The sequence below is a fragment of the Rhodoferax sp. SPJ21 genome, assembly GCF_058216335.1.
In genome coordinates, this window is sequence record NZ_JBYZMO010000002.1 from 1,286,719 (window position 1) to 1,304,141 (window position 17,423).

Consider the following 17,423-nt stretch of genomic DNA (forward strand, 5'->3'; position numbering starts at 1 on the left):
GCACGTTAGGGAGACAGCCGGCGTACACAAAGATGCGGGCTGCAGGATCGGCAGGCTGTCTGCTGACAGCAACTCGATCGTCTAAATTCGGTCGCGCGTTGTTTGGCGGCTGGTTTCTGCGTGCAAGGTCTTGAAATAGGCGCGTGCCTCATCGCAGTCCTTGGCGATGCCGATTTGAAGGGCGTCCAGACTGTCGTATTTCAGTTCGTCATGCAGTTTGTGCAGCAGTTCCACGCGAATGATTTTACCGTAGGCCCCCTCGGGGCCCAGCGCGGCGGGCCAGTCCAGGCAATGGGTTTCCAGCAGCACCCGGCCGCCGTTGACGTCGTTCGGGTCCAGCGAGGGGCGTATGCCCAGGTTGGCCACGCCGACCAGCGGCTTGGCATCCAGGCCATGGACCAAGACTGCGAAGATGCCGCTGGCGGCGGGCTTCCAGTGCGAGAAACGCAGGTTCAGGGTACGAAACCCGTCGTTGCGGCCAGCGGCGGATTCGCCCAGCTGCCGCCCCAGTTTGCGCCCATGCACCACGTGGCCGCTGATGCTGTAGGGGCGGCCCAGCAGGCGGCTGACGTCGGCCATGCGGCCGGCTTGCAGCGCGGTGCGCACGGCGGAGCTGGACACGCGCAGGCCGTGCACCTCGTAGCTATTCATGCGCGCCACATCAAAGCCCTGGGCAAGGCCGGCGGCGTCCAGCATGGCGTAGTCGCCGGCGCGCTTGGCGCCAAAGCAGAAGTCGTCGCCCACCAGCACATAGCGCACGCCCATGCCGCGCACCAGCACCTCGTCGATGAAGGCCTGCGGGGTCTGGGCCGCAAATGCCGCGTCAAACGGCAGCACCACCGCCTGGTCCACACCGCAGCGGTGCAGTTCGGTGAGTTTGTCGCGCAGGGTGGCGATGCGGGCTGGCGCCAGACTGGGCTGGGCCGTAGCCTGGGCAAAGTAGTCGCGCGGGTGCGGCTCGAAGGTCATGACGCAGCTGGGCACGCCACGGTGACGGGCTTCGTTGATCAGCAGCGCCAGCATGGCCTGGTGACCACGGTGCACACCGTCGAAATTACCGATGGTGAGCGCGCAATGGGGGGCTATGCCCGGGTGGTGGAAGCCGCGAAAAACCAGCATGGATCGTTATCTTTTTGATAGCGTATTGCGCCCGTGTAATAAGCGCTGTCAGCTCAATGTTCATAGAAACAATGTATATTGTGACGCAGCAGACAGATGCAAGGCGTGAACTCCCCGGTTGGCGCCCTGCCTAGCATTTCCGGTAAGTGGTCTTTTATTGATCCAGGAGGCGTGTTGTGAAGGTCTTGAAGCTCTCAGCCCAAGGGTTGCCCCAGTCATGGATTTCGCTGGAGCAAGCCGTCGTCCATTACGCGGCCGAAGAGGTGCGTTGGGAGATGGGCGCGCAGGTGGCAGTGTTCCATGGCGGACACAACGCGATCACGGGCGAGCAGTCCATCATTACCGTCAACAGCATCATCGGCACCCGTGGCGTGCCCAACATCAACCCCTTTGACCTGCGCCCCAGCCTGACCAACGCCAAGCTGTTCATCCGCGACCGCAATGTCTGCGCCTACTGCGGCGACCGCTTCCATGAAGATGTGCTGACCCGGGAGCACATCAAACCCCTGGGCCAGAAGGGGGCGGACACTTGGATGAACGTGGTCACCGCCTGCCGCGCCTGCAACCACCGTAAAAGCAACCGTACGCCCGAACAGGCGCATATGCCGCTGCTCTACACGCCCTATGTGCCCAGCCTGTGGGAGGACTTCATCCTGCGCAACCGCCGCATCCTGGCCGACCAGATGGAGTTTCTGATGGCCCATGTGCCGAAGTCGTCGCGTTTATTGATTTAGCCCGTTGATTTAGCTGATCCCTAACTCAGCGCAGAGTTTTTGCACCGTGGCCCTTAATTGGGCCACTTCTTCTTCCAGGGCTTCAATACGGGCTTCCAGTCGGCCGGTGTTGCCGCTGCCAGCAAGTGCTGCGGGTGCGTTGATGTCCACCGGACCGCACAGCAGATGTGCCCAGCGCTGCTCGCGTTCACCCGGCGCACGGGCCAGTTTGACCACCAGCGGGCCGCCTTTTTCCTCGCTGCGCTCCAGCATTTCGTCCAGAAAGCCCTCGACAGAGGAAATATCGGCAAATTTGTACCAGCGCTCGGTGTTCAGCCGCAGCTCGCCGGCAGTTTGCGGGCCGCGCAGCATCAGCAGACCGAGGATGACGCTGGATTGCTCGGGCACACCGATGCCGCGCTGGAAGTTGTGCTCGAAGCGCGTCACCCGGCTACCGCTGGATTCACGCACCAGGGCCAGGTCTTTCAGCGTGCCCAGGGCTTCGGCGATGTCGGCCTCGCTCAGGGTCATGATCGGGTCGCGGCTGGTTTTCTGGTTGCAACCGGCCAGCAGGGTGCTGAGTGACATGGGGTAACTGTCGGGCACGGTGCGGGCTTTTTCCATCAGTGTGGCAAGCACGCGGGCTTCGTTGGGCGAGAGGGTGGTGGTCACAGGGATAATTCCGGTCAGTATGAAGAATATTGTTATTTTGATCTCAGGCGGTGGCTCCAATATGGCGGCCATCGTGCGTACCGCGCAACGCGACGACTGGGCCAAGCGTCTGGGCGCCCAAGTCGTGGCGGTGGTGAGCAACAAGGCCACGGCTGCGGGGCTGGACTTTGCGCGCGCCCAGGGCCTGGCTGCCGAGGTAGTGGAGCACAAGGCCTTTGCCGAGGCACCCGACCCGCGCGCCGCGTTTGACGCACAGCTGATGCAAGTGATAGACCGCCACCAGCCTGCCCTGGTGGTGCTGGCCGGTTTTATGCGCATCCTGACGCCGGGTTTTGTGGAGCACTATGCGGGCCGGCTGGTGAACATCCATCCATCCTTGTTGCCGGCCTTCGCCGGGCTGAATACCTACCAGCGTGCGCTGGATGCGGGTTGCCGTTTCGCCGGCGCCACTGTGCACCAGGTTACGGCCGAACTGGACCACGGGCCCATCCTGGGCCAGGCGGTGGTGCCTATCTTGCCGGGCGACACGGCCCAGCTGCTGGCTGCCCGCGTGTTGACGCAGGAGCATCTGCTGTATCCGCGCGTGGTGGCGGACTTGCTGCGAAATATATAGCTGCCAGCGCAGCTAGTACCTGCGCTGGAGTCGTATTTATGCCGTAAGACTGACGGTGCTGCCCGTGCTGCTGCTGGCGGAGCCCGCAGCGATCTGGGTGTACTGCTTGAGCACTTGCTGCGCCAGCTGGTTCAGGTCAATGCTGTCCGTGCTGCTGGAAGACTTTTGCAAGGTGTCCACGGCAGTGGCTACCTGCTGAACGAAGGTGTCGGCCTCGGTGTTGCTGAGCTTGCCGTCCTTGTCGGTGTCAATCGCCTTTAGCAGGGCCTGCATGGTGTCGGTCGTGCCGTTGGCCTGGCCTGCGGCGGCTTCGGCTGCGGAGACGATGCCGTCCTTGTTGGTGTCCAGCGGATCGTAGGTGGTGCTGTCGCTGCTGCTGGATGTGGGCGGCGGGCCGGGAGGTGGGCCGCCTGCGCCTTGGGGGCCGCCTGCGCCAGATGGACGCCCGGCGTCGAATTCGCTCTGGGTCAGCTTGCCGTCGCTATCGGTGTCCAGGCTGGCAAATTTGTCGCTGCTGCTGCCCGAGGCGTTTGCATCGCCGCTGGCGGACATCTTGTCCATCAGTGCAGTGAATTCGCTGGAGCTAAGGCTGCCGTCGCTGTTCGCATCAACTTTGGTGAACAGGTCGTCTCCGGCCTTGCCGGTGGCGCTGCTACTGCTATCGCTGCGGGCTTGCGCGAAGTCCATGGTGGATGGCAGCTGCACGATGCTGGTGATGCCGTTGTGCAGCTCCGTACCGTCCAGGCTGCCGTCGCCGTTGGTGTCCAGCTTGGTCATCAGATCGGCTGCAGTATTGCTGTTGGCCACACCGGTCTTCTTGGTGACCTGCTCCATCAGGGTCTTCAGCTCGTTGGTGTCTATGCCGCCGCTTTTGTCTGAATCGACCAGGCTGAAGAGTTTGTCTTTGGGGGCGCTGCGTGTTGCTCCGCTGGAGGCCCACGCGTTGCTGCTGTTGCTGACACTGCTGATGCTGGACATCGTTGTTTCCTTTGGGCGGATGGGGTGGAATGCCACCCCAGCAAGCGGTTTGGGCGACTACTGTATTTTTTGCGCCACGTGTAAAGCTTGTTTGTCAGCCGTGTATCCAAGTTGGTACAAAAGCTTGTTTAAGAGGCGGAAAAGAAAGGTAAAGACCTGCCTGTTTGTGCCTTTGAGGGGGGGTACTCTCCCTACACTTTTCGGCGAAATGGACGAAATATGAACCCCTCACGCCAAATATTGGTCGTGGACGACGATGCCGGCATTACCAATCTGCTACAGGAATACCTGACGGGTTTTGAGTTTTGTGCGCACACCGCCCACGACGGGCCCAGCATGCGCCAGCAACTGGCTGCACAGCCTATTGATCTGGTGGTGATGGACATGATGCTTCCCGGTGTGGACGGCTTGGCGCTGACGCGCGAGCTGCGCCAGCGATCCCGCATTCCCATCATCATGCTGACGGCATGCACCAACTCTTACGACCGGGTGCTGGGTCTGGAAATGGGGGCCGACGACTACATGAGCAAGCCCTTCGAGCCACGTGAGTTGGTGGCGCGCATCAAGACCGTGCTGCGTCGGGCCGCCACTGTGCATGACCGCATCCTGCAAGAGGTGGGTGGGGACGTGGTGTACTTCGATGGATGGGCATTGCAGCGCCATGAACGCCGTTTGACCTCACCGTCTGGCCTTGTCGTGCCGCTATCGAATGCGGAGTTCCGCCTGCTGCTCGCCTTCCTGGGCATGCCACGCAGGCTGCTCAGCCGTGAGCAGCTGATGGAGCAGGCGCGAGGCCGGGCTATGGACGCGTACGAGCGCAGCATTGATTTGCTGGTGTCGCGGCTGCGGCAGAAGTTGAGTGAATCTCCCGACGCGCCATCGCTGATCAAAACCGTGCGTGGTGCTGGTTACATGTTTACCGTGCAGTCTGTGCAGGGTCAACCTTCGTGGACGTCCTGAGGCGCCTGATTTCTCGACTGTTGCCGTCCACCCTGTTCGGGCGTTTGGCTGTGTTGGTATCGGTGGGGGTCTTGGCCGGCCATGTGCTGGCTTTGGCCATGATGTTACATATGCGTCCGCCCATTAGGGACCCACATATGGCACCGCCGTTGCCCAACCCTGTGCTGCGCCCGGGCGCCAAACCACTCATAGAGTTTGGACAGCCCGCGTCTGCGCCACCACAACCCGGCCCTCCGGGCGATATGGCGCCGCCTGCTTCCGCGCTGTGGCTGGATATCAGCGTGCGTCTGGCTGCGCTGGTGGTGGCGGCATGGATTGGGGCCCGCTGGCTGTCGGCCCCAGTGCGGCGGCTGGCCAGTGCCGCCAAGGCTCTGGGCCAGGATCTGGACCATCCGCCTTTGCCGGAAGATGGGCCCCGGGAATGCCGTGATGCCAGCCGCCTGTTCAACCAGATGCAGTCGCAAATACGCCAGCAACTGGTGGAGAGCGACCGCTTTGTCGCCGCCGTATCGCATGATTTGCGTACCCCTTTGACGCGCCTGCGCCTGCGAGCCGAGGGTCTGGGTGACTCGACCCAGAAGAATGCTTTTCGCAACGATATCGTTCAGATGGACGAGATGATCACTGCCACGCTGGACTATTTGTGCGGTGCCGCACAGGAGGAGGCCTGGGTGCATCTGGACGTGGCCGCCCTGGTCGAAAGCCTGGTCGATGACCAGCGGGACTGCGGCTTTCGCGTGGATTGTGGCGGCACGGCAGCGCCGTTGCGGGCGCAAGCATCTGCTCTGCGCCGCTGCCTGAACAATCTGGTGGACAACGCGGTGCGCTACGGCGGTGCGGCGCATATCCAGATGGTGGACAGCCCGGAGCAGCTCTGCATCGAGGTGCACGATCCCGGGCCCGGTCTGCCGGAGTCTGAGCTCATCCAGGTGTTGGCTCCGTTTTACCGATTCCAGCAGACATCCGGGCGCAACACCGCTGGCGTGGGCCTAGGTTTGTCGATTTCGCTGGACATCGCGCGCCGCCACCAGGGCAGCCTGACACTGCGTAATGGCGACACTGCGGGGCTGGTCGCCACGCTGCAGCTGCCGCGCCTGGCCGTTCATTCGGCCTGAGCGTCTGGCAATCGAGTGAAACGCGGCTGGCGTGTGCCGTCTATCACCACGTGTTCGGAAAACATGGCAGCCGGGCGTACCCACAGCCCATGTTCGCCATAGAGTGCGCGGTACAGCGTCATGGGCTCCAGAGTTTCACTGTGGCGCACCGTGTCGATGACCTCGTACAGCATGCCTTTGTAGTGGCGGTAGCGGCCCGGCGGGGTGGGGTGCAGTGGAGGCAAATCGGCGTCAGACATGGTGCGGGTTCGTGAAAAAAAGGGGACGTGGGACAATCGGGGCTATGCATCCTAAAGACTTCCTTGACGAGTGTTCTGAACTCGTACGCCTTGCGCTTCAATTTGAACATCCCGCCGACTCGGTGGTTTCGCGTTTCTTCCGCGACAACCGCTCGTTGGGCCCGCGTGAACGCGCCACGCTGGCGGAAACCGTGTACACGGTTCTGCGCAAAAAACTGCTGTTCGACCACTTGGCGCCTTCGGGCAGCGGCTCCAAGCAGCGCCGTATGGCGATTCTGGGCTTCCACGGTCCACGCGATTTCCTGTATGCAGCCCTGAACGATCAAGAGAAAACCTGGCTGGAAAACTGCGATAAGGTCAAGCAGGAAGACCTGTTGGACCGCCACCGCCATAACTTGCCCGAATGGCTGGTGCAGCCGCTCAAAGAGCAGCTCAAAGACGAGTTCTGGCCGCTGGTGGAAAGCCTGGTCCACGGCGCCGGCCTGGATTTGCGCGTCAACGCCTTGAACTCCAAGCGCGACGACGTGCAGAAAGAACTGGCCAAGGCCGGCATCCAGTCGGTTGCCACGCCGTATTCGCCCTGGGGTTTGCGTCTGACGGACAAGCCGGCCTTGACCAAGGTGGATGCCTTCGTGCGCGGGGCGATCGAAGTGCAAGACGAAGGCTCGCAGTTGCTGGCTTTGCTGCTGGATGCCAAGCGTGGCGAAATGGTGGTGGACTTCTGCGCCGGCGCCGGTGGCAAGACCCTGGCGATTGGCGCCAGCATGCGCAACACCGGTCGCTTGTATGCGTTTGACACCTCGGGCCACCGCCTGGATGCGCTCAAGCCACGGCTGGCGCGTAGCGGTTTGTCGAATGTGCACCCCGCCGCCATCGCCCACGAGCGTGACGACCGCATCAAGCGCCTGACCGGAAAGATCGACCGCGTGTTGGTAGATGCACCATGCTCCGGCCTGGGCACGCTGCGCCGCAACCCCGACATGAAATGGCGCCAATCGCCCAAGGCTGTGGAAGAGTTGGTGGTCAAGCAAACCTCGATTTTGCAAAGCGCGGCCCGTTTGCTGAAGCCGGGCGGCCGCCTGGTATATGCCACCTGCAGCATCCTGCCCCAGGAAAATGAGGCGATTGCCCAGGCGTTCTCGGCTGCGAATCCCGAATTCACACCCCTTGAAACAGCCGACTTGCTGACCCATCTAAAGATTGAGAACGCGGCCAGCCTGTGCAGCGGTCCGGTCACGGGTGGCGAGTACCTGCGTTTGTGGCCGCATCGTCATGGCACAGATGGCTTTTTTGCTGCCGTCTGGCAGAAAAAATAAGGCATATGCGTGTGTTGCTTGGGGTTGCACTCTAGGTAATTTGAGTGCTCCAACCTAGAATAGAGGGTTGGCGCGACTGGAATACACGGCGCGCCCACTCTAAAAACGAGGCTATTTACCTATGTTGTTACCCGATTGGGCTGTGTTGAACGCAGCCATTGACTGGCTTGCAAACGGCTTGTGGAATCTGTCCTGGTGGGAAATCGTGTTGTACACGTTGGTCACCACCCACATCACCATTGCCAGCGTAACCATCTACCTGCACCGCCACCAGGCGCACCGGGCGATGGATCTGCACGCCATTCCGTCGCATTTCTTCCGCTTCTGGCTTTGGCTGGGCACGGGCCAGGTCACCAAGGAATGGGTGGCGGTGCACCGTAAGCACCACGCCAAATGCGAAACCAAGGACGATCCACACAGCCCGCACGCGCACGGTATCGAAACCGTGTTCTGGACCGGTGCCGAGCTGTACCGCAAAGAAGCGAAGAACCTGGAAACCGTCGCCAAGTTCAGCCATGGCTGCCCGAACGACTGGATCGAGCGCAATTTGTACACCCGTTTTAGTTGGCAAGGCGTGGGCCTGATGCTGATCCTGAACCTGGCCATGTTCGGTATTGCTGGCCTGTCGGTCTGGGCGGTGCAGATGATCTGGATCCCGGTGACGGCAGCCGGCATCATCAATGGCATTGGCCACTACTGGGGTTACCGCAACTTTGAAGCGCCGGACGCGAGCACCAACATCTCGCCCTGGGGCATCATCATCGGCGGTGAAGAGTTGCACAACAACCACCACACCTACCCCACCTCGGCCAAGTTTTCGGTCAAGCCATATGAATTCGATATGGGCTGGGTCTATATCAGCATGATGGAGAAGATCGGCTGGGCCAAGGTCAAGAAGACGCCGCCCAAGCTGCAACTTGGCGCCATCAAGCCCGTGGCCGACGAAAAGACGTTGGAGGCACTGATCGCCAACCGTTATGAGGTCATGGCCGGTTATGCCCGTGAGCTCCGTCAAGCCTGCAAGGCTGAACTGGAAACGCTGAAGGCCCACAAGGGTGACCTTTCTGCATTGCAAGCTGCTAAGCGCTGGATGCACCGCGACGCTGAAAAAGTGCCTGCGGCGGCCCAGCCTCAGTTGGCCCAGGCCCGCGCTGCCCACCCCGTGCTGGACAAAATGGTGGTGATGCGCGAAGAGCTGCGCCAGATGTGGCTGAACACCTCACAGTCGCGCGAGCAGCTGACAGCTGATCTGCAAGCCTGGTGCCACCGCGCCGAAAGCAGTGGCATTGCTGCTCTGCAAGAGTTTTCGCAAAAGCTGCGCGCTGCGCACGCCTGATAGCGGTTCCCGGCGTACCGGGGACGTAAAAAAACCCGCTGCGGCGGGTTTTTTTACGTCTGAACTAGGCCATTTATCTACGCTCTACCCCCATACGTCCAACGGCGGGTCCATGGCCACGGCGCGCAAGATGTCGGAGCGCGATACGAAACCTATGACCTTGCCAATCTCATCTACTACCGGCAGGCCCGGCAGTTCGGTATCCAGCAGCACCCGGGCTACCCGGCGGATGTCGGTTTCGGCCGAGACGCTGGCTATTGGCGTCCACATGGCAGTGGAGACCGGCTGCGCCATGCGGGTGGCCCAGTAGTCGGGTGCACTGGGCGGGCCGGATGTGTTGGGGGTCAAGTCGGTGCGGTACAGGTCGGCACGCAGCAACATGCCCACCAACTGGCCATTCGTGTCCAGCACCGGAGCTTGGCCAATTCTTTTTCGAGCCAGCAGGTCTGCCGCATCGAATAGCAGGGTATTGGCCTGGATGGTGGTGGCGGGCTGGGACATCAGCTGCGCGACATGGGTCAGCGGCTGGCGAGGCGTGTCCGGCTGGGCGGCCTGCGCGTAGGCCGCCAGAGCCGGGTTGGGCAGCGGTTTGTGCGTGTGCTCTTGCTCCGTCGGAGCTTCCACTTCCAGGGGGAGTTCGGGCAGGATCTCCAGCTCATTGTTTTCGATACGGTGCATGCGCGCCACGGCGTGCACCTGGTCGATATGGCGCAACTGCTCTACGGTGCCTGTGAACACCCTGCCCGAAACCCCGTAGACCGAAAACATGTCTAAAACCCTCCTGCGTGGCGCAAAGTACCATATTGCGCAGGTGGGTGGAAGGCCTATTCCGCTTCCGCCTCGCAGTGGGACTGCACTGCCGCCAGGGTGTGCCCACCCGCGTCCTCCACCCAGCCTACGACCTGGAGACGCTCAGGTTTGGCGCCTTCCGGTACGGACATGGCGCGCAGCTCTTGCCTGCTACTGCCCGGGTTGCCCCAGTCCAGCACCAGGGCGTTGCGTACCAGGTTGCGTGGGATCGGCGTACCGTCTTCTCCGGCTGGGATTCTTTCTACCAACACCAGCCAGGCCGTCAACGGCTCGGTGGGCGTGTCTGCCGGCAGCAACGCGATGGAGGTGCCTACGTAGCCGTTCAGAAGCGGCCCACGTGCGACGCGCAGTTTTGGCTGCGTCTGCAGTGGCGCTGAGGTGGCTGCGTTGCTCGCTGCCTGCTGCCGGGCTTGCATGCGTTCCAGGCCTTCTGGGCGGGCTGCGGCTGATAGGGGGGCATCTTCGCCCAGCGCGCCGGGCAGTATCCAGTCGAGTGCGATTGCTTGCGGGCTGGGTGGCGAGGTTTGGGGATTGCTCCAACAGGCTTCGCAGTCGGCGCTGATGAAGCGGTCGCGTACGGCCTGGAATGCCGGTTGTCCATCGCTGGAGCAGCTGGATTGGGCAACGGCAGGCTGGCCCAGGGCCAGGATCAGTGCAGCGAACAGGGTGGCGGGGCCGACGGCAAGTCTGGGTTTCATGGGGGTTCCTACAATCGACATATGTTCTCAGCAAATACACCCTTGGTCGCAGAAAATTCGCCGCTCTTACACAACCTGAACCCGGAGCAGCTGGCCGCAGTGACCTTGCCGACCGGGCACGCGCTGATTCTGGCCGGGGCCGGCTCGGGCAAGACCCGGGTGCTGACCACCCGCATCGCCTGGCTGCTGCAGACCGGACGCGTCACGCCCGGCGGCATTTTGGCGGTGACCTTCACCAACAAGGCTGCCAAGGAGATGGTGGTCCGCCTGGGCACCATGCTGCCCATCAACGTGCGTGGCATGTGGATCGGCACCTTCCACGGCTTGTGCAACCGCCTGCTGCGCGCGCATTACAAGCTGGCCAACCTGCCGCAGTCCTTTCAGATTCTGGACACCCAGGACCAGCTGAGCGCCATCAAGCGGCTTATGAAGCAGTTCAATATCGACGACCAGCAGTACCCCGCCAAGCAGACCCAGTGGTTCATAGGCAACTGCAAGGAAGAGGGCTTGCGTCCCAGCATGGTCGAGTCGCGCGACCCGCAAACCCGCAAGAAGGTAGAAATCTATGCGCTGTATGAAGAACAATGCCAGCGCGAAGGCGTGGTCGATTTTGGCGAGCTGATGCTGCGCAGCTACGAGCTGCTGCGCGACAACGATGCAGTGCGCGAGCACTACCAACGCCGCTTCCGCCACATCCTGATCGACGAGTTCCAGGACACCAACAAGCTGCAGTACGCCTGGATCAAGATGCTCAGCGGCTATGGCGAGAAAGACCTCGCTGCCGGCACCTCCATCCCCGGCGGCAGCGTGCTGGCCGTGGGTGACGACGACCAGAGCATCTATGCCTTCCGTGGCGCGCGGGTGGGCAATATGGCCGACTTTGTGCGCGAATTTGGCGTCACCCAGCAGATCAAGCTGGAGCAAAACTACCGCAGCTTCAGCAACATCCTGGATTCGGCCAACCACCTCATCAGCCACAACAGCAACCGCCTGGGCAAAGACCTGCGCACCGACCAGGGCCCCGGCGAGCCCGTGCGCGTGGTGGAGAGCCCGCGTGACCTGGACGAAGCCCAGTGGATCGTCGATGAAATCAAGCAGTTGGTCCGCGACGGAATGGAGCGCAAGGAAATCGCCGTGCTCTACCGCAGCAATGCGCAGAGCCGGGTGATCGAAACCACGCTGTTCAACTCCGGCATTCCCTACCGCGTGTATGGCGGCCTGCGCTTCTTCGAGCGGGCTGAAATCAAGCACGCGCTGGCGTATCTGCGCCTGCTGGAGAACCCCAACGACGACACCAGCTTTCTGCGCGTGGTCAACTTTCCGCCGCGCGGCATCGGTGCGCGCAGCCTCGAAATCCTGCAGGATGCGGCGCGCGCCAGCGGCTGCTCGCTGCACGATGCGGTCAGCGCGATTCCCGGCAAGGCCGGCGCCAATTTCGGTGCCTTCGTCGCCAAGCTGGACGTGCTGCGCGAGCAGACCCAGGGCAGCAGCCTGGCCCACATCATCAAGCTGGTGCTGGAACACAGCGGTCTGATGGCCCACTTCAAGGCCGACCGCGAGGGCGAAGACCGGGTGGAAAACTTGGAAGAACTGGTCAACGCTGCCGAGAGCTTTGTGTCCCAGCAAGGCTTTGGCCGCGACGCCATCGCGCTGCCGGTGGACGAACTCAGCCAGTCGCCGGTCAGCCAGGGCCTGGACCCGAACGCCGCGCCGGCCGACGGCTTCCTGGACCAGGACAGCGGCGAAACCCTGTCGCCGCTGGCTGCCTTCCTGACCCACGCCGCCCTGGAGGCTGGAGACAACCAGGCCCAGGCTGGCCAGGACGCCGTGCAGCTGATGACCGTGCACTCGGCCAAGGGCCTGGAGTTCGACGCGGTGTTCGTCGGTGGCATGGAAGAGGGGCTGTTTCCGCATGAGAACTCGCTCAGCGACCGCCAGGGCCTGGAGGAAGAACGCCGCCTGATGTATGTCGCCATCACCCGCGCGCGCCAGCGCCTGTACCTGAGCTTCTCGCAAAGCCGGCTGCTGCACGGCCAGACCCGCTACAACCCGCGCAGCCGCTTCTTTGAAGAGCTGCCCGAATCTGCGTTGAAGTGGATCACCTCCAAAAGCGCGGGCTACGGCACATCCAGCTTTGCTCCTAAATTTGGAGCTGCTAGCGCAGGTGGATACAGCGCTGGAGGCCGATTCAATAAAGAAGATGCGCCCTTTGCCAGCCCACCCGTGCCGCCGCAAAAAGAGGCACCCAGCCACGGCCTGCGTGTGGGCATGAAGGTCTTCCACACCAAGTTCGGCGAAGGCAAGGTCAATTTGCTGGAAGGCAAGGGCGACGACGCGCGCGCGCAGATCAACTTCCCACGCCACGGCGTGAAGTGGCTGGCGCTAAGTGTTGCGAAATTGACACCCGTGCCCTGATACACACGGTATCTGGTTTGTATCCGGTTTGTGTCTTCTGGCTGTCATACAGCGGGCGCAGCATGCTTGTGTTGAAGCCACAGAACACTCCAGGAGCGCACCATGACCGACCTGACCGAATTCCACGTAGGCGACTGCGTCGTCTCGTTGTTTGCCAAACCCATGATTGATGGCACCTGGTTGGCCCGCGTAGGCATCGCCCAGCACTACGGCATGCCGATCCCCTGCCAGCGTACCCTGAGCTTCGACAACCCCTTCATGTCCGAAGACTCTGCCCTGGCCCATGCCCGCGAGCAAGGCCTGCGCATCGCGCGCGACCCAGTGGCGTTTTTGCAGATGGGTGCTTGACGGTTGGTTTTCCGGTAGTTGGATGGCGGCCTTGGTCTTCAAGGCACAGGCTTCCCGGGTTTAGGATGGCAAGCTATGGATTGCTCAAGCCTGCTTGCCTTATGAACGAATGGAAAGACCTGCTTAGCCATTGGCGACCTGCATTGGTTCGAATGGCCACCCAAGCTGGCGCGACGGACCATGCGCATGATCTCAACCACTTGGAGCGCGTGTGGGCTACGGCCAAGACTTTGCTGTCCTCGCATCCACAGGCCGACCCGCTGGTGGTGATGGCGGCTTGCTACCTGCACGACCTTGTTAATCTGCCCAAGAACCACCCTGCGCGGCCACAGGCATCGCGGCTTTCTGCACAGCATGGCCAGGCGGAGCTGTCGAAGCTGGGGTTTCCGCAGGACACATTGAGGGGCGTGGTGCACGCCATTGAAGCGCACAGTTTTTCCGCTGCCATACGACCTGAAACGATTGAGGCGAAGATCGTCCAAGATGCGGACCGCCTGGACGCTTTAGGGGCAGTGGGGTTGGCGCGCATGTTCCACATTGGTGGGCAGTTGGGGCGATCGTTGGCGCACCCTACCGACCCCCTTGCGCAGGGCCGCCCGCTGGACGATGTGCGTTACACCCTTGACCATATTGAGAACAAGTTGCTCCATCTGCCCGCCAGTATGCAGACGGAGGCGGGCCGGCTGTTGGCGCAATCCCGTGTGCAACTGCTCATTCGCTTTCGAGACCAATTTGTGCAGGAGTGGCTGGGGACGACTTAGAGAGTCGCCATAGCCGGCTGCAGCCGGGGTGCGAATGGCGCTTGCTCTTTGGAAGTGATGGGGATTCACTTGCATAGAATATTTCAACTATCATTGAATTATGGAAATATCAAACATCTCCGAAACCACTGCAGTGCAGTCGCTGGCGGCACTGGCACAGGTGCAACGTTTGCGTGCCTTTCGGGCGCTGGTGGTTGCGGGCGCTGAGGGGCTCACGCCCAGTGCCATGGGCGAGCAGCTGGGGGTGGCGCCTAGCGGGCTGTCGTTCCACCTCAAAGAGTTGACGCATGCCGGCTTGATCGCCAGTGAGCCGCGCGGGCGCAACCTGATTTACCGCGCTAACTTTGACCAAATGAACGCCTTGCTCGGCTACCTGACCGAGCATTGCTGCCAGGGCACAGACTGCCGAGCCCCTGATGCCTGCTGTTAAACCCGGCACGCCGCCGAGCCTGCCGCAGCAGTTGCTGGCCGAATGTCTGGGCACTGCTGCGTTGCTGTGCGCGGTGATTGGTTCTGGCGTGATGGCCGAGCGCCTGTGTGGCGGCAACGTTGGCCTGGCCTTGCTGGCCAATACCCTGGCCACGGTGTTTGCGCTGTACGTGCTGATCGAGATATTCGGCCCGGTGAGCGGCGCGCACTTCAACCCGCTGGTAACTGTGCTTATGTGCTCAAAAGGCCAGTTGGCGCAGATAAAACCTGCGCGAGTAGCTCTTTATTTCATAGCATTTCAGTTGCTGGGTGCGGTGCTGGGCGCCTGGCTGGCACATGCCATGTTCGCGCTGCCCCTGTTGCAGACCAGCCAGCATGTGCGCAGTGGCGCCGGCCAGTGGCTTGCCGAGGCGGTGGCTACTGCCGGCCTGGTGCTGGTCATACTGCGCGCGCCCAGCGGCAAGGCCAGCGCGCTGGTGGCCAGCTACATCGGCGCAGCCTATTGGTTTACCGCAAGCACCAGCTTTGCCAACCCGGCCGCCGTGCTGGGGCGCATGCTGAGCGACAGCTTTGCCGGCATCGCGCCAGCCAGCGCGCCTGGCTTTGTAGGGGCCCAGTGCCTGGGCGCCCTGGTGGGCGCGGGCCTGGGCAGACTTTTAGAAACCTCTTCTGCAGGAGCACACCATGTCTGACACCACCATCTTCCACAACCCGGCCTGCGGTACTTCGCGCAATGTGCTGGCGCTGATCCGCAATTCGGGCGTTGAGCCCACCGTGGTCGAGTATTTAAAAACCCCGCCGGACCGCGAAAAGCTGCTGGCCTTGCTCGCCCAGCTGGGCCTGCCGGTGCGTGCCGTGCTGCGAAAAAAGGGCACGCCCTATGAGGAGCTGGGGCTGGACAACCCGGCCCTCAGCGACGACGCCTTGGTCGACGCCATCGTCGCCCACCCCATCCTGCTGGAGCGGCCCATCGTCATCACGCCGCTGGGTGCCAAGCTGTGCCGCCCGTCCGAGGCGGTGCTGGACATCTTGCCCCAGCCGCAGCGAGGCGCGTTTGCCAAGGAAGACGGCGAAAAAGTCGTCAACGCCCAGGGGCAGCGCATTGCTTCCTAACCTGGATCCGGCACTTTTCGTGGTGCCCACGCAGGCCGCGTTGCAGCCTGCGGTGCCCAGCAGCCACCCGCCGCGCATCCTGCTGCTGTATGGCTCGTTGCGTGAGCGCTCGTTCAGCCGCCTGCTGACCGAGGAAGCTGCCCGCCTGTTGACCGCCATGGGAGCCGAGACACGGACCTTCGACCCGCATGGCCTGCCGCTGGCCGACGACGCGCCCGAATCGCACCCCAAGGTGCAGGAGCTGCGCGACCTGGTGCTGTGGAGCGAGGGCATGGTCTGGTGCAGCCCCGAGCGGCACGGCGCGATGACGGGGATCATGAAGACCCAGATCGACTGGATTCCCCTCAGCCAGGGGGCGGTGCGGCCCACCCAGGGCAAGACGCTGGCGGTGATGCAGGTCAGCGGCGGTTCGCAGTCTTTCAACGCGGTGAACCAGCTGCGCGTGCTGGGCCGCTGGATGCGCATGCTGACCATCCCCAACCAGTCGTCGGTGGCCAAGGCTTTTCTGGAGTTCGACGAGGCCGGACGCATGAAGCCCTCGGCCTATTACGACCGGGTGGTGGATGTGATGGAAGAACTGGTCAAGTTCACCCTGCTGACCCGCGACGCCACGCCGTACTTGGTGGACCGCTACAGCGAGCGCAAGGAAAGCGCCGAGGCGCTGTCCCAGCGGGTGAATCAGAAATCACTTTAATTGCTATCAAGTTAAGAGCGGCTGACGTAGGCGACATGTGCGCTAGCGCCTTGAATGGCTGGAAGCTTGGCGTGCATCCCAGTAGGCTTGGGTCGCATCCAGCATGTCGCTTAGCCCGAGCATGGGGTAAGCCAAATCTTTCTGCGCCAGGCGGGAATCCGCCAGCATGGTGCGCGTCAGCACAGCGGCCAGTCCGGGCGTGATGGACGGCTTTTTACCGCTGAACAGCGCGCCTATATGTGCCAGCGCCGCCACGGTGGTAAGCACGCTGTTCGGCACCGTTGATGCCACCGGTTTGGCGTGGACGCGGCGGGCCACGTCGGCAAACACCTGCAGGTAACTGGCATCTTCGCCGCCCAGCACATAGCGCCGGGCGGGAGCCGGGTGCGTGGCAGCCGCAATGTGCGCCTGGGCGACAGCCGAGACGCCGCAAAAGCTGGCCCGGCCGCGTGGGGCAGCCCGCATCTTGCCCTGGGCAGCATCGTCAAACAGGCCGATCCAGCCGCTCGCATCGTAGGGGCCCAGGATGTGGGCCGGGTGCAGGCTGACCACCGACAACCCGTTGTGCGCGGCCTGGCTGAGCAGTGTGTCGGCCAGCAGCTTGGTACGCAGATACGGGTTGCGGACGGTGCTGGGCCACAGCGGCGTGTGTTCGTGGATGGGGCTGTCGCTGTCCTGGAACACGCCCAGCGTGGATGTCATCACCACGCGGCGGGCCTGGCGCTGGTGGGCCGCGTCCAGCAGGCCCTGGGTGGCGGCCACGTTGTCGCGCAGCAGCCGCTGCGCGTCACCGGACCACATCGAGGTATTGCCGGCCAGATGGAATACGGCGTCGGCCCGCGCGGGCATGGCCGCCGCCACGCTGGCGGCATCTTCCAAAGTGCCTTGGCGCACCGTCAGCCCGCGTTGCTGCATCCACGCTGGAGCGGCGCTGCGCACCAGTGCATGCACCGACCAGTGGTCTTTGAGTAGCGCCTCCACCAGGTTGCGCCCGACGAAGCCCGCTGCGCCTGTCACAAATGCTGTCTTTACCAATTCAAACCTCCATATTGCAGAAGCTACAGACTGTAGGCAGGGGCTGGCTACACTGGTAT

Annotated in this window: 20 protein-coding genes; 13 read left to right on the top strand and 7 right to left on the bottom strand. The window is 62.5% G+C overall.

Features of this window, described 5'->3' with window-relative positions:
* Positions 1-81 precede the first annotated feature (81 nt).
* Positions 82-1,119 (bottom strand): bifunctional riboflavin kinase/FAD synthetase, encoded by a 1,038-nt coding sequence (locus AC4BBN_RS13935; protein WP_490592565.1) that lies wholly within the window; start codon positions 1,117-1,119, stop codon positions 82-84.
* A 176-nt stretch (positions 1,120-1,295) separates the two neighbouring features.
* Here AC4BBN_RS13935 and AC4BBN_RS13940 point away from each other — a divergent pair, with 176 nt between their 5' ends.
* Positions 1,296-1,853: an HNH endonuclease gene (locus tag AC4BBN_RS13940; RefSeq protein ID WP_490592566.1), complete on the top strand. Its 558-nt coding sequence runs from the start codon at positions 1,296-1,298 to the stop codon at positions 1,851-1,853.
* Between the two features lie 9 nt (positions 1,854-1,862).
* Here AC4BBN_RS13940 and AC4BBN_RS13945 read toward each other — a convergent pair whose 3' ends face one another.
* The gene (locus tag AC4BBN_RS13945; RefSeq protein WP_490592879.1) at positions 1,863-2,525 is read right to left on the bottom strand and encodes a YceH family protein; all 663 of its coding nucleotides are present in this window, start codon (positions 2,523-2,525) and stop codon (positions 1,863-1,865) included.
* On the opposite strand from AC4BBN_RS13945, the gene purN reads away from it, so the two are divergent.
* Positions 2,524-3,117: a phosphoribosylglycinamide formyltransferase gene (gene purN, locus AC4BBN_RS13950; RefSeq protein ID WP_490592567.1), complete on the top strand. Its 594-nt coding sequence runs from the start codon at positions 2,524-2,526 to the stop codon at positions 3,115-3,117. The two genes, AC4BBN_RS13945 and purN, sit on opposite strands and share 2 nt — an antisense overlap.
* Before the next feature lie 36 nt (positions 3,118-3,153).
* Here purN and AC4BBN_RS13955 read toward each other — a convergent pair whose 3' ends face one another.
* A complete protein-coding gene (locus AC4BBN_RS13955) occupies positions 3,154-4,095 on the bottom strand; it encodes an EF-hand domain-containing protein (RefSeq protein WP_490592568.1) in 942 nt (313 codons plus the stop codon).
* Positions 4,096-4,314: 219 nt separating this feature from the next.
* On the opposite strand from AC4BBN_RS13955, the gene AC4BBN_RS13960 reads away from it, so the two are divergent.
* Complete coding sequence (locus tag AC4BBN_RS13960; RefSeq protein ID WP_490592569.1) at positions 4,315-5,055, top strand: response regulator; 741 nt, start codon at positions 4,315-4,317, stop codon at positions 5,053-5,055.
* Between the two features lie 137 nt (positions 5,056-5,192).
* Positions 5,193-6,170: an ATP-binding protein gene (locus AC4BBN_RS13965; RefSeq protein ID WP_490592570.1), complete on the top strand. Its 978-nt coding sequence runs from the start codon at positions 5,193-5,195 to the stop codon at positions 6,168-6,170.
* Here the strand turns inward: AC4BBN_RS13965 and AC4BBN_RS13970 are convergent.
* Complete coding sequence (locus AC4BBN_RS13970) at positions 6,158-6,409, bottom strand: DUF1653 domain-containing protein (protein ID WP_490592571.1); 252 nt, start codon at positions 6,407-6,409, stop codon at positions 6,158-6,160. The two genes, AC4BBN_RS13965 and AC4BBN_RS13970, sit on opposite strands and share 13 nt — an antisense overlap.
* 44 nt (positions 6,410-6,453) lie before the next feature.
* On the opposite strand from AC4BBN_RS13970, the gene AC4BBN_RS13975 reads away from it, so the two are divergent.
* The gene (locus AC4BBN_RS13975) at positions 6,454-7,725 is read left to right on the top strand and encodes an RsmB/NOP family class I SAM-dependent RNA methyltransferase (RefSeq protein ID WP_490592572.1); all 1,272 of its coding nucleotides are present in this window, start codon (positions 6,454-6,456) and stop codon (positions 7,723-7,725) included.
* Positions 7,726-7,846: 121 nt separating this feature from the next.
* Positions 7,847-9,061 carry a DesA family fatty acid desaturase gene (locus AC4BBN_RS13980; protein ID WP_490592573.1) on the top strand — a complete coding sequence of 405 codons (1,215 nt, stop codon included), beginning with the start codon at positions 7,847-7,849 and terminating at the stop codon, positions 9,059-9,061.
* An 84-nt stretch (positions 9,062-9,145) separates the two neighbouring features.
* Here AC4BBN_RS13980 and AC4BBN_RS13985 read toward each other — a convergent pair whose 3' ends face one another.
* Positions 9,146-9,829 (bottom strand): CBS domain-containing protein, encoded by a 684-nt coding sequence (locus AC4BBN_RS13985; protein ID WP_490592574.1) that lies wholly within the window; start codon positions 9,827-9,829, stop codon positions 9,146-9,148.
* Between the two features lie 56 nt (positions 9,830-9,885).
* Positions 9,886-10,569 (bottom strand): hypothetical protein, encoded by a 684-nt coding sequence (locus tag AC4BBN_RS13990; RefSeq protein ID WP_490592575.1) that lies wholly within the window; start codon positions 10,567-10,569, stop codon positions 9,886-9,888.
* A gap of 21 nt (positions 10,570-10,590) precedes the next feature.
* Here AC4BBN_RS13990 and AC4BBN_RS13995 point away from each other — a divergent pair, with 21 nt between their 5' ends.
* The 7 genes from AC4BBN_RS13995 (at position 10,591) to arsH (ending at position 16,329) form a co-directional block, all read left to right on the top strand.
* Positions 10,591-12,984, top strand: coding sequence for a UvrD-helicase domain-containing protein (locus AC4BBN_RS13995; protein ID WP_490592576.1), 2,394 nt, complete (start codon positions 10,591-10,593; stop codon positions 12,982-12,984).
* Between the two features lie 102 nt (positions 12,985-13,086).
* Complete coding sequence (locus tag AC4BBN_RS14000) at positions 13,087-13,332, top strand: hypothetical protein (RefSeq protein ID WP_490592577.1); 246 nt, start codon at positions 13,087-13,089, stop codon at positions 13,330-13,332.
* A gap of 101 nt (positions 13,333-13,433) precedes the next feature.
* Positions 13,434-14,093 carry an HD domain-containing protein gene (locus tag AC4BBN_RS14005; RefSeq protein WP_490592578.1) on the top strand — a complete coding sequence of 220 codons (660 nt, stop codon included), beginning with the start codon at positions 13,434-13,436 and terminating at the stop codon, positions 14,091-14,093.
* Between the two features lie 100 nt (positions 14,094-14,193).
* A complete protein-coding gene (locus tag AC4BBN_RS14010; protein ID WP_490592579.1) occupies positions 14,194-14,523 on the top strand; it encodes an ArsR/SmtB family transcription factor in 330 nt (109 codons plus the stop codon).
* Entirely contained in the window at positions 14,510-15,214 is a 705-nt protein-coding gene (locus AC4BBN_RS14015) for an aquaporin (protein WP_490592580.1), read from the top strand. The genes AC4BBN_RS14010 and AC4BBN_RS14015 overlap by 14 nt, the downstream gene beginning before the upstream one ends.
* Complete coding sequence (gene arsC, locus AC4BBN_RS14020) at positions 15,207-15,635, top strand: arsenate reductase (glutaredoxin) (RefSeq protein WP_490592581.1); 429 nt, start codon at positions 15,207-15,209, stop codon at positions 15,633-15,635. The genes AC4BBN_RS14015 and arsC overlap by 8 nt, the downstream gene beginning before the upstream one ends.
* The gene (arsH, locus tag AC4BBN_RS14025; RefSeq protein ID WP_490592582.1) at positions 15,625-16,329 is read left to right on the top strand and encodes an arsenical resistance protein ArsH; all 705 of its coding nucleotides are present in this window, start codon (positions 15,625-15,627) and stop codon (positions 16,327-16,329) included. Before arsC ends, arsH begins: the two co-directional genes overlap by 11 nt.
* 42 nt (positions 16,330-16,371) lie before the next feature.
* Here the strand turns inward: arsH and AC4BBN_RS14030 are convergent, their stop codons facing one another.
* Positions 16,372-17,364, bottom strand: coding sequence for an NAD-dependent epimerase/dehydratase family protein (locus tag AC4BBN_RS14030; RefSeq protein ID WP_490592583.1), 993 nt, complete (start codon positions 17,362-17,364; stop codon positions 16,372-16,374).
* Positions 17,365-17,423: the final 59 nt, after the last annotated feature.

Excerpts from the sequence above, each read along its gene's own strand:
- AC4BBN_RS13935 (WP_490592565.1), bottom strand. The coding sequence starts at position 1,119 with ATGCTGGTTTTTCGCGGCTTCCACCACCCGGGCATAGCCCCCCATTGC.
- purN (WP_490592567.1), top strand. The coding sequence starts at position 2,524 with ATGAAGAATATTGTTATTTTGATCTCAGGCGGTGGCTCCAATATGGCG.
- AC4BBN_RS13955 (WP_490592568.1), bottom strand. The coding sequence starts at position 4,095 with ATGTCCAGCATCAGCAGTGTCAGCAACAGCAGCAACGCGTGGGCCTCC.
- AC4BBN_RS13960 (WP_490592569.1), top strand. The coding sequence starts at position 4,315 with ATGAACCCCTCACGCCAAATATTGGTCGTGGACGACGATGCCGGCATT.
- AC4BBN_RS13965 (WP_490592570.1), top strand. The coding sequence starts at position 5,193 with ATGGCACCGCCGTTGCCCAACCCTGTGCTGCGCCCGGGCGCCAAACCA.
- AC4BBN_RS13970 (WP_490592571.1), bottom strand. The coding sequence starts at position 6,409 with ATGTCTGACGCCGATTTGCCTCCACTGCACCCCACCCCGCCGGGCCGC.
- AC4BBN_RS13975 (WP_490592572.1), top strand. The coding sequence starts at position 6,454 with ATGCATCCTAAAGACTTCCTTGACGAGTGTTCTGAACTCGTACGCCTT.
- AC4BBN_RS13980 (WP_490592573.1), top strand. The coding sequence starts at position 7,847 with ATGTTGTTACCCGATTGGGCTGTGTTGAACGCAGCCATTGACTGGCTT.
- AC4BBN_RS13985 (WP_490592574.1), bottom strand. The coding sequence starts at position 9,829 with ATGTTTTCGGTCTACGGGGTTTCGGGCAGGGTGTTCACAGGCACCGTA.
- AC4BBN_RS13990 (WP_490592575.1), bottom strand. The coding sequence starts at position 10,569 with ATGAAACCCAGACTTGCCGTCGGCCCCGCCACCCTGTTCGCTGCACTG.
- AC4BBN_RS13995 (WP_490592576.1), top strand. The coding sequence starts at position 10,591 with ATGTTCTCAGCAAATACACCCTTGGTCGCAGAAAATTCGCCGCTCTTA.
- AC4BBN_RS14000 (WP_490592577.1), top strand. The coding sequence starts at position 13,087 with ATGACCGACCTGACCGAATTCCACGTAGGCGACTGCGTCGTCTCGTTG.
- AC4BBN_RS14005 (WP_490592578.1), top strand. The coding sequence starts at position 13,434 with ATGAACGAATGGAAAGACCTGCTTAGCCATTGGCGACCTGCATTGGTT.
- AC4BBN_RS14010 (WP_490592579.1), top strand. The coding sequence starts at position 14,194 with ATGGAAATATCAAACATCTCCGAAACCACTGCAGTGCAGTCGCTGGCG.
- AC4BBN_RS14015 (WP_490592580.1), top strand. The coding sequence starts at position 14,510 with ATGCCTGCTGTTAAACCCGGCACGCCGCCGAGCCTGCCGCAGCAGTTG.
- arsC (WP_490592581.1), top strand. The coding sequence starts at position 15,207 with ATGTCTGACACCACCATCTTCCACAACCCGGCCTGCGGTACTTCGCGC.